This is a genomic window from Winogradskya humida (genome assembly GCF_016862215.1).
GTDB classification, from domain to species: Bacteria; Actinomycetota; Actinomycetes; order Mycobacteriales; family Micromonosporaceae; genus Actinoplanes; species Actinoplanes humidus.
This window is the reverse complement of the sequence record NZ_BOMN01000058.1, coordinates 17,514-27,944: the sequence shown is the minus strand read 5'-3', so window position 1 is coordinate 27,944 and position 10,431 is coordinate 17,514. Positions and strand designations below refer to the sequence as shown.

Annotated in this window: 7 protein-coding genes; 1 reads left to right on the top strand and 6 read right to left on the bottom strand. The window is 67.9% G+C overall.

Features of this window, described 5'->3' with window-relative positions; all coding sequences use genetic code 11:
• Window positions 1–14 precede the first annotated feature (14 nt).
• Window positions 15–950 (bottom strand): helix-turn-helix domain-containing protein, encoded by a 936-nt coding sequence (locus Ahu01nite_RS23405; protein WP_203838743.1) that lies wholly within the window; start codon window positions 948–950, stop codon window positions 15–17.
• 208 nt (window positions 951–1,158) lie between these two features.
• Between Ahu01nite_RS23405 and Ahu01nite_RS23400 the strand changes: the two genes are divergently transcribed.
• The gene (locus Ahu01nite_RS23400) at window positions 1,159–1,662 is read left to right on the top strand and encodes an NUDIX hydrolase (RefSeq protein ID WP_203838742.1); all 504 of its coding nucleotides are present in this window, start codon (window positions 1,159–1,161) and stop codon (window positions 1,660–1,662) included.
• Window positions 1,663–1,876: 214 nt separating this feature from the next.
• Here the strand turns inward: Ahu01nite_RS23400 and rny are convergent, their stop codons facing one another.
• The 5 genes from rny to Ahu01nite_RS23375 form a co-directional block, all read right to left on the bottom strand.
• Window positions 1,877–3,601, bottom strand: coding sequence for a ribonuclease Y (gene rny / locus Ahu01nite_RS23395; protein ID WP_203838741.1), 1,725 nt, complete (start codon window positions 3,599–3,601; stop codon window positions 1,877–1,879).
• A gap of 1,064 nt (window positions 3,602–4,665) precedes the next feature.
• Window positions 4,666–6,336 (bottom strand): hypothetical protein, encoded by a 1,671-nt coding sequence (locus Ahu01nite_RS23390; protein WP_203838740.1) that lies wholly within the window; start codon window positions 6,334–6,336, stop codon window positions 4,666–4,668.
• Between the two features lie 1,342 nt (window positions 6,337–7,678).
• Window positions 7,679–8,251, bottom strand: a complete 573-nt coding sequence (locus Ahu01nite_RS23385) for a regulatory protein RecX (protein WP_203838739.1) — start codon at window positions 8,249–8,251, stop codon at window positions 7,679–7,681.
• Window positions 8,252–8,846: 595 nt separating this feature from the next.
• Entirely contained in the window at window positions 8,847–9,893 is a 1,047-nt protein-coding gene (gene recA, locus Ahu01nite_RS23380; protein WP_203838738.1) for a recombinase RecA, read from the bottom strand.
• 202 nt (window positions 9,894–10,095) lie between these two features.
• Window positions 10,096–10,296, bottom strand: coding sequence for a DUF3046 domain-containing protein (locus Ahu01nite_RS23375; RefSeq protein WP_203838737.1), 201 nt, complete (start codon window positions 10,294–10,296; stop codon window positions 10,096–10,098).
• Window positions 10,297–10,431: the final 135 nt, after the last annotated feature.

The window sequence follows — 10,431 nt, the reverse complement described above, 5'->3', positions numbered from 1 at the left end:
TTTCAGCCGGGGCTTCAGGCTCTCGCGGTCCGGCCCTTCGGGACAAGCCCGGTGACATGGCGTAATGCTGTTGCCAGCCAGTGCAGGTCCTCGGTGGCGTCGGGGGCACCGTGCTCTCCGCGCACTCGGGAGACGAGCTCGCGATACTGCTCCGCGCCGGCGTCGATTCCCGCCTCCAGGGAGGCCAGGACCGCGCTGAGATCGGCGTTGGCGAACATGGTGGAAACCAGATCGACTGCGGCGGGGTCGTCGGGGCTGACGCCGTCGGCTCTGGTGCGGGCGACGGAATTCACGACCTGGCGGGCCCACCAGATGCGGGCACCGGGCGGGTTGTTCTGGCCGGGCAGGGGGATGTTCAGCTGCAGGAAAGCTCGCATCCGGGCGCGGAAATCCGGATCCTGCAGCAGCCCTGCCAGCTCGATCCAGGCGTCCACCTGTTCGGGCGAGGGGTCGTCGGGCAGGTCGATGCGGAGGCCTCGGACGCGGTCGCGGAGCTGCGGTTCGATGTCGAGACCGTCATACACGTCCGCTTTGAAGTCGTCGATGATCTGCAGACGTTCGGTGGCGGAGAGCCGTGCCAAGCGGTTCATCAGTGCTGTCTCCTCGGTGGTGGATCGTCGTTTCGATACGGTGGACAGGACCGCCCGGCTGACCTTCAGCGAACGGATCTGCGCGTCGAGGGCGGCCACATGCGCGTCGGCGACCTCGGCGACCGTGGCCCGGCCCTCGAGCACCCGGCGCACGTCGTCGAGCCCGAGACCCAGCTCCCGTAACGTGCGGACGAGCTCGACACGGGCCACACACGCGGCGTCGTAGAGCCGATAGCCGCCCGTCGTCCGGCTCACCGGCGCGATGGCTCCCTCGTTGGACCAGAAGCGCAGGGTCCGCGCGGTGAGGCCGGTGCGGCGCGCGAGCTGGCCGATGGTCAGCAGGCCGGCGTGTTTGTCCATGGATCGATCCTCAACCCTCCAGCGACTGGAGAGTCAACCGCTTCCCGCCGTGATTGTGGATTGAGCCGTGATTGTGGATTGAGCTCAGTCACTCTGGGCGACGGAGCAGCGGAGCAGCGGAGCAGCGGAGCAGCGGCCCGGCCGTAGCGCTAGCCTGCGTCCCACATCGATCATCGCCGGCACCATCGGCGCAGGATCAGGAGCCCGCATGTCGCTGAACCTTCGCACCGCCGTCCGCGCGATCATCCTCGACGAGGAGGATCGCGTCCTGCTGTGCCGATTCGATTTCCCCCACCCGGCGGTCCCGCACGGGGCACAGGTCGTCTGGGCCGCTCCGGGTGGTGGCGTGGAACCGGGTGAGGACGGGCTCTCCGCGCTGCGTCGTGAGCTGCGGGAGGAAACCGGCCTGATCACCGCCAGCGACCCGCCGCACGTCTGGCATCAAGTGGTCGTCGCCGCAGGTTATGCGCCCGGCTTCGACGGCATCGTCAACGACTACTTCCTCATCCGCGCTGACCACTTCGAGCCTCGGGGCGAGTTCACCGACGACCAGCTCGCCGCTGAGCGCATCGGCGCCTTCCGATGGTGGCGGCTCGCTGAGATCACGAATTACATCGGGCCCGACCTGTTCTCGCCCCGCGACCTTGGCACACCGCTGACCGGCTTACTCACGTCCGGGACACCCACCGACCCGGTCATCCTTGGCTTGTGAACATCGGTGACCCGCTGAACCACTCACGCAGAATGAAGCAGCCGGGCGGCCGTTCTGGCGCCCCCGGCGCCTTGGCCGGCCGGGTGCGGCCTCGACGGGAGTTGCGGTCAGCACCATGCAGCCAGGTGCGACATCTTGATCTTTGCCTGGCCTTTGATTTTTGCCCTGCTCTTTTTGACCTGGCCTTTTGACCTGGCCTTCCGACCTGGCCTTTTTAGCGGGCCAACTCGGTCACCCGGGATTCGCGCACTACCGTGACCCGGATCTGGCCGGGGTAGGTGAGTTCTTCTTCGATTTGTTTGGCGACATCGCGGGCGAGAACGGCGGCGCCGATGTCGTCGACGTCGTCGGGGCGGACCATTACCCGGATTTCGCGGCCGGCCTGCATCGCGAAGACCTTTTCGACCCCCGGCTTGCCGCCGGCGATTTCTTCGATCCGTTCCAGACGCTTCACGTACGCTTCCAAGCTCTCGCGCCGTGCGCCGGGCCGGCCGCCGGAGCAGGCGTCGGCGGCCTGGGTGAGTACGGCTTCGACGGTCTGGGGCTGGACCTCGTTGTGGTGGGCCTCGATCGCGTGGACGACGTCCTCGGACTCGCCGTATTTGCGGGCCAGGTCGGCGCCGATCAGGGCGTGACTGCCCTCGACCTCGTGGGTGAGCGCCTTGCCGATGTCGTGCAGGAACGCCGAGCGTTTCATCGTGGGGACGTCCAGGCCCAGCTCGGCGGCCATGATGCCGGCGATGTGGGCGGTCTCGACGAGGTGCTTGAGGACGTTCTGGCCGTAGCTCGTGCGGTAGCGTAGGCGGCCCAGGAGCGTGACCAGCTCAGGGTGCAGGTCCGTGATGCCGACGTCGACCAGGGCCTCCTCGGCGGCTCGTTCGCAGAGCCGGTCGACCTCGCTCTTCGCGCTCTCGTAGACCTCCTCGATGCGGTGCGGGTGGATGCGGCCGTCGAGGACGAGTTTCTCCAGGGTGAGCCGGCCGACCTCGCGGCGGACCGGGTCGAAGCAGGAGAGCAGGACGGCCTCGGGGGTGTCGTCGATGATCAGATTCACGCCGGTGACCGACTCGAACGCCCGGATGTTGCGGCCCTCGCGCCCGATGATCCGGCCCTTCATCTCGTCACTCGGCAGATGCAGGACGCTGACCACGCTCTCCGCGGTCTGCTCGCTCGCGATCCGCTGAATGGCGTCGACCACGATGTGCCGGGCCCGGGTGTCGGCGGTGTTCTTCGCCTCACCCTCGATGTCCCGGACCAGGATCGCGGCCTCCCGCTTGGCCTGGCTCTCGATGCTCTCGATCAGCTCCGCGCGGGCCTGCTCGGCGGTGAGGCTGGCGATCCGCTCCAGCTCGCGGCGACGGCGCTCCTCGGCCTCGACCAGTTCGGCCTCACGGGTGGTCAGTCCCGACTCCCGCGCCGTCAGATCGGCGTCGAGCGTGGCAAGCCGGCGCTCCCGGATCACCAGGCGCTCGACCTCCTCGGCGTGCAGCCGCTCCCGCTCATCGATCCGCGCGGCCCGGCGCTCCACCTCGGCGGACTGCTCCTTCACCGTGGTGTTGAGCAGGGCGACCTCACGCTCACCACTGCGGCGGGCCGCGGATCTCACTTGCTCGGCGTCGGCCTCGGCCTGGCGGTGGGCATGCTCGAGAACCGTGTCGGCTTCCTCATGCGCCGACTCCAGCACCCGCTTCGCTTCGGCCCGGGCCGCTGTGGCCTCTGCTTTGGCTGCGGCTGCTTCCGCACGTACGGATGCGGCCTTCGCGTTCGCGTCATCAACCTTGGCCTTCGCGGCATGCAGCGTCTGCTCCCGGGACTGCTCATCCGCGCTGCGATTCGCCTGGAACTTCTGCAACGCCCGGGCCCCGAGGAACAAACCTGCCGCCACAAAGGCAGCGAGAACGACGATCGCCACTACGAGCACCCAGTCGAGGGCCGTCATCTCGCCGCTTCTCCCTTCGCCGCGCCGCAAAGGTTGCGACCGGTCTTTCGTCCTGCGCTCGCTGCCCGGGCACTGCCTGCGCATTCCGCGCGGGGTGCTCCGGGCTCGCGTGGGATGGTCCTACGCGTAGCGCGGGTAAGGGATGCCCGACCAAAGGCGGCTGACCGCGGATGCCGTCCCGCTCCGGCTCGGGGTGCCCGGCACCACTGGACGTGGTGCGGGGGCATCGTCGCCGACGAAGGACCGCTGGTTGTTCCCGGCCCACTTCGTCACGGGCCAGGGCCGGTCTCCTGGAAGACCGGCTGCTTCGCTGCCCGCGCGGTCGGCGAGCTGCGAATGTCGACGTCGGCGTCGGGACTGCGTCGTCCGGTCGCCATGGCTGCGAACCATCAGCCGTCGGTATCGGGCGCCGACGGTTCCGATCCGCTGGTGACTGCCGTCCCTTCTGGTCAGCTGCTCCGCCGCATCGACTTCCCCTGGGTCGCCGGGTCGAGGCCCGGCACCTGGGGTTGTTGCCCTTTCGGGTGGGGCCTGGGCCGGCTTGTGAGGTAGGACGATCGGGCCGGCCTTGCGGCGGGCGCCCGGTCGGGCTGGTCTCAGGGGCTGGCTTTCGGGCCGACCTTGTGGGGCGCTGTCGGTGGGCTGTGCTGCGGATGCTGCTTGGCTGCCGGGTCGTGGTGCTGGGTGGCTCGTCCGGCTTGCGGGCCGGTTCGCAGGGGCCGGGTTAGTCGCCCGGTGGTCCTGCGGCCGGCTGGTGGGCCGAGGAGTCGCCGTCACTGTGAGTGCTTGATGCGTTGCCGCTGCTCGCGCTCTTGGTGGCGGTTTGTCCGGTAGTGGGCGTTCGCGACGGCGGTGGCTTCGCCGGGCGTACGGTCCAGAACTGGAAGTGATGCTGAAAAGTAATGCGATCTATGTTGTGCGCTTAGCCTTCGATGGTCGTACAAACCTTGGTAACGCGAGGCTAGGTCGCGAGAGCCGCTTCGGTCAAGGACTCATGATTCGGCAGCGGATAGGACTTACGGCACAGACCCGCTCACGCCCTGCTCAGGAACGTTGCGGGCAATTCAGGCACAGTTACCCCAGACCTCGCGTACGCCGTCCCACTTCTGGCCCATGTCCTTGTCCCAGTACGCCAGCATGAACGCGCCGACCGGCGTTGCGTAGTCGTCCCACCACAGACCGGCGACCGTGCGACCGTCGACCTGGTACGCGTACTCGATGTAATTGCCCTCGGTCCGGCCCGACGGGGTCTTCCGTGAGCCGGCGTCCGCAACACCGGGGGTGAGCGCGCGGGCGTCGACGTTCTGGCCCAGGCTGCTGACCCTGGCCCGGTCCCGGTCCGCGGGGGTGTTGTACTCGATGAAGAACATGCTGATCGCGTCGAACTGGCAGCGAACCCGGACCTTCTCACCGTTAGCGAGCGTCGGGCCGTCCTTGTCGCCGCTGCGCGAGCAGTTCGAGAGCCGCGGCAGCCAGCCATCCGCGATGGTCGTCAGCTCACCGCTGAACTTCGGCGCGTTGAGCGCCACCTGGTTGCTCTCGTACGGACCGAGATTGCGGTTACCCCCGGTCGCCGGCTTGTCGGCAACCGTCGAGCCGCCCGAGCCGTCGGACATCGCGCGGCCCAGGAACCAGCCACCCGTACCGAAAAGAAGAAGACCCACAACGAGGCCCGCCAGCGCCGGGAGAATGAACCGGCCCTTCGGCTGCCTGGGGGTCGGCTCGATCCTCGGCCCGCCGAACGTCTGCACGGACTCGAACCCGAAGCGCTCGGCGTCGGTGTGCTGGTCACCCTTTGCCGGGACCAGGGCGAAACGGTCGGGGTCCGCGGGCGGGAGGCCGTATTGGTCCGTGTCGGCCGGGCCTGAGGTGGGGTAGTTCGCTCCGCCTGAGGTGGGATAGCTCGACGGGCCCGAGGTGGGGTAGTTCGCTGCGCCTGAGGTGGGGTAGTTCGACGGGCCTGAGGTGGGGTAGTTCGCTGCGCCTGAGGTCGGGAATTGCGAGTACGTGCCGGTGCCGCTCGTGGGGTAGCCGCTTGTCGGGTGGATGCCTGTGCCGCTCGTGGGGACGCCGCTCGTGGGGGCCGCGCCGGAGGTGGGGTAGGTGCCTGCACCCGAGGTCGGGTAGGTCGCGCCTGAGGTCGGGGTGGGGTCCCAGGCTGCGCCGGAGGTCGGGTAGGCGTCGTTCTGGCCGCCGTGGAACGGGCCGTAGGACGGGGCGCCGGCTTGGTTCTGACCGACGGCGGCGGGATTCGAGCCTGCGCCTGGGGCGGGGGTGGGGGTGCCGCCGTACTGAGCGCCGTATTGGGGGGTGCCGTACTGGGCTCCGTATTGCGGGCCGGGGTTCGATGCCGGAGGGCCGCTGGCCGAAGGGGTGCTGGCCGGAAGGGTGCCTGGTTGGCCGGCGAGCGGCCATTGGGCCGTTGCTTGCTCGTCGGCCGGTGTCGCATACGACCCAGGCGCCTGCTGGCCTGAGGCCTGCTGGGCCGGGATCTGCTGGGCAGGAGCCTGCTGGCCGGGGATCTGCTGGCCGGGAGGCTGCTGGCCGGGAGGCTGCTGGCCGGGAGGCTGCTGGTGGCCCGGTGCTGCCTGCGGGCTCGCAGGAGCGGCACCGGTCGGGATCGGGGCCGTGACGGCCTCTTCCGCCGCTGCAGAATCGTTCCCCTGGGCCACTCCGTAGCCCTGGTCCGCACCGCTCACCGGACCCATCCCCTCGGCTGTGCTGTTCCTCAGCACGGGATCATCCCCGCGCCCTGTGCCGTGCATGTCCCATCAACGGTGACGCTTTCACCCACGCCGCCCGCCAGGCCGATAACATCCACTCCCGGCAGCACCGGCACAGCAGCGCCCTCGGGGAGGGGGACACCGCAGTGGCCAGCACCGCAAGGGATGCCTGTCACGACGTTGCAGGTTACCAGCCAGTCCCGCTCCCGCGAGGCCCCGAGGATATCCACCCAAAGCAATAGACCCGCAGCCCAGAGGGTCCACAGATCCATCGTTACCCAGCTGTCACCCCACCCGTTCCCAACACCGGCACGATCGTCCCGGCAAACCTGCCCCGACGCCCCTCCACCGGCCACCAGAAACGCATTTCGGGGCAATTCGAGCGACTGCTCCTCCTGGATCGCGATGGCTCCCCTGCGTCCGCTTCTCGTCGACCGCACCTTCAGATTGAGATCAAGGTCGCACTGCCGCCTTCCGACCGCGAGAGGCTTGAACCTGCCCTACTCAGCGGATCCTCACGCCTTATGCCATCGAACCATTGCCTCGATCCCTGAAAACGCTACCCATTCGGACTTAACAATGCCGTAAATCTTAATTCCTGGTGCGTGGCCGCCGTTTCGGGGCCTCATAATCCGCAGCGGAGAGGCAACCGCGCTCTCTCGCTACTGAACCAGCCACCACGTTCACGAGCAGTCTCGCGTTACCCCAGCCTGCCGATATCCCGATTCCGTTTTCGCTCCCCGACACCGAACGGCGACATCTACGCGATGCTGCGAGTTCGTTCATGACGAAGGAGAAGAATCATGCGCGATAGGCGCCTACCTCGTTGTCAAGCACACCGATTACGCGTTGATTAACCGGGAAAAATCCACTCTGACAACGATAAAGTCGGACCGGCAGACGGATACGACCTGGCTTATCGCGGCGACCGCCCGAGCCAGATCAGACCGCACAGGTACGGCCGTCAGGGCTCCGGAACGGATGGCTGGACAAGCCCCACCGCCTCAAGCCAACGCGAGGCAACACCGAGCAACACGGCCCGCACGGAGCATGCAGCCCGCACCGAACAGCCCGACCGGCACCTGACCGCGCGAACCACACGAGCACCTGACCGCACGAACCGCACGAGCACCTGACCACACGAGCACCTGACCGCACGAGCACCTGACCGCACGAGCACCTGACCGCACGAGCCACATCAGGCGACTCCGTGCGAGCCACGCCAGGCGGCACCGAGCGAGTTACACCACGCCGCGCGCGGGCTCAAGAAGGCCGGCGCGAAGAAGGCCGGCGCGAAGAAGGCCGGACGCGAAGAAGGCCGGACGCGAAGAAGGCCGGACGCGAAGAAGGCGGGTTAGGAGAGGGCGTCCTGGTCGGAGGCCATGGCGTCGGGGTCTATCTGGTCGGCGAATTCTGCGGCTTCTTCGTCGCGGGCTGCGAGTGCGTCTTTTACCGCTCGGATTGCTGTGCCGGCCGGGTAGCCCTTCCTGGCGAGCATGCCGACGAGGCGGCGGAAGACCTGGTCGGGGGTTCCGCGGGCGGTTCGGAGTTTTCGGTCGACCAGGGCGCGGGCGGCGGAGGCTTCCGCGTCGTCGTCGACGGCTTCGAGGGCTTCGGTGGCTACTTCGGCGTCGACGCCGTGCTGGCGGAGCTCGTTGGCGAGGGCTCGGCGGGCGAGGCCTCGGCCGTGGTGGCGGCTGGAGACCCAGGCTCGGGCGAAGGCCGCGTCGTCGATGATACCGACCTCGTCGTAGCGGTCGAGGACTTCGGCGATCACCTCTTCGGAGATCTCTTTGCGGGCCAGGACCTTGGCCAGTTCCACGCGGGTGCGCGGGCGGGTCGCGAGTTGTCGCAGGCAGATCTCGCGGGCCACTTCGGACTCGGATCGGGGTTGCTCGGCGGCGGCACCATCGCCGTCGCCAGACAAGCCGCCGCTGGAGGAACGGCCACCGGCTGACCGCCTACCAGAGGACCAGCCGCCAGAGGACCCGCCACCAGAGGACCCGCCCGAGGCCCACCCGCCGGAGGACCCGCCACCCGAGGACCCACCTGACGACCAGCCACCTGAGGACCCGCCTGAGGAGCCCTCGCGAAGCCCTCCCCCGGCACCACTACGGCGGGAGCTTCTCTGCCGTGGTTCGCCTTCAGGAGTTTCGGGAGAGTCGGGTTCGGTGGAGCGGGATGGGATCGCATCCCATCCGCGCCCCGATCGTGCACCGCGTCGTCCTGCCACTGCCGAAACGCCTCCTCGTCACACAGCGACATTTGGCTTGCGAATCAACCTCGTGCGCAAAAGCCTGTGCCGCGAAAGCCGGGGCGCAGGGCCGCGGCCCGGTTGAGGCCGCTGCCCTGCGCTTACCCATGCCACGTCACACCTGCCCGGCCTGAGCGGCCGGGCCGAGCGACAAGCCCCGATGGACGACCCTGAACCACCCGGCCCGACTGACCGAACACCCGATCGACCGACCAGAGGGGGTGACCGCTGGACGAGACGAGGTGCGGGCCGGTCAGGGCTGGGTCGCTCAGAAGTCGACCGGGGGGAGCTCCGGGCCGCTGGCTGCGTCGCCGGTGGTCTGGCCCACGCCGAGCTTTTCGAGGATCTTCTTTTCGATCTCGGCGGCGACGTCCGGGTTGTCCTTGAGGAACTCGCGGGCTTTTTCCTTGCCCTGGCCCAGCTGGTCACCGTCGTAGGTGTACCAGGCGCCGGACTTGCGGATGATGTTCTGCTCGACGCCGACATCGATCAGGGAGCCCTCGCGGGAGATGCCCTTGCCGTACATGATGTCGAACTCGGCCTGCTTGAACGGGGCCGCGACCTTGTTCTTGACGACCTTCACGCGGGTGCGGTTACCCACGACGTCGGTGCCGTCCTTGAGGCTTTCGATGCGGCGCACGTCGAGGCGGACCGATGAGTAGAACTTCAGGGCACGGCCACCGGTCGTCGTCTCCGGGGAGCCGAACATGACGCCGATCTTCTCGCGGAGCTGGTTGATGAAGATGGCCGTTGTGCCGGAGTTGCTCAGGATGCCGGTGATCTTCCGGAGTGCCTGGCTCATCAGTCGGGCCTGGAGGCCGACGTGACTGTCGCCCATCTCGCCCTCGATCTCAGCGCGCGGCACGAGGGCCGCGACCGAGTCGATGACGATGATGTCGAGCGCGCCGGAGCGGATCAGCATGTCGGCGATCTCGAGGGCCTGCTCACCGGTGTCGGGCTGCGACACGAGCAGGGCATCGGTGTCGACGCCGAGGTTGCGTGCGTATTCCGGGTCGAGGGCGTGCTCCGCGTCGATGAAGGCCGCGATGCCGCCGTTGCGCTGGGCGTTGGCGACGGCGTGCAGGGCCACCGTCGTCTTACCGCTGGATTCCGGTCCGAAGACCTCGATGACACGGCCGCGGGGCAGGCCGCCGACGCCGAGGGCCACGTCGAGGGCGATGGAGCCGGTCGGGATGACGGCGGTCTGCACGACCGGCCGCTCACCGAGCCGCATCACCGAGCCCTTGCCGAACTGTTTGTCGATCTGGGCAAGCGCTAGATCGAGCGCCTTGTCCCTGTCGGGTCCTGCCACCATGTCCGCCACCCCTGTATTCGACTTCCCAGGCGTTTTCGCCGCTGAGCTGCTTCTGTTCACCACGCGGGTCACGCTAGACGTTGGGTCTGACAGAAATCAGCCGCCCGGCCCTGAGCTGTGGATGACCACGCCGCTGAGGAGAATAGCCGAACACTTGTACTAGGATCGAGCGACACGCCCGAACAGGCGTACGAAAACGCAGTTAGCGCAGGCGAGCGGGTATGCGATCGGGGTATGCAGAGACCACGGATCGCCAGATAGTAGCCGTATCAACACCCTGCGCAATTGCCTCGTCGATTGTCCTTCCGCCGAGGCCGGAGAAGGCATAGTCGGCGGCGATGCTCCGCGCATATGAGGAGCCAAATGCCTGCTCGAGGCGCTCCCAAAAGTCCGTCAACCGCACACAGGAAGCCTACTCGCGACCGCTTCGGGACCACTCGGAGAGCTCGTCGCTGATACCACTGAGACATGTGTCACTATTCGATCCGGCAAGCCCGGGGCTCGGACGATCGCATCGGTCCCGGGTCCGGGTAGTCCG

Coding starts and splice junctions, on each gene's coding strand:
- Ahu01nite_RS23405 (WP_203838743.1), bottom strand. CDS start 950: ATGGACAAACACGCCGGCCTGCTGACCATCGGCCAGCTCGCGCGCCGC.
- Ahu01nite_RS23400 (WP_203838742.1), top strand. CDS start 1,159: ATGTCGCTGAACCTTCGCACCGCCGTCCGCGCGATCATCCTCGACGAG.
- rny (WP_203838741.1), bottom strand. CDS start 3,601: ATGACGGCCCTCGACTGGGTGCTCGTAGTGGCGATCGTCGTTCTCGCT.
- recA (WP_203838738.1), bottom strand. CDS start 9,893: ATGGTGGCAGGACCCGACAGGGACAAGGCGCTCGATCTAGCGCTTGCC.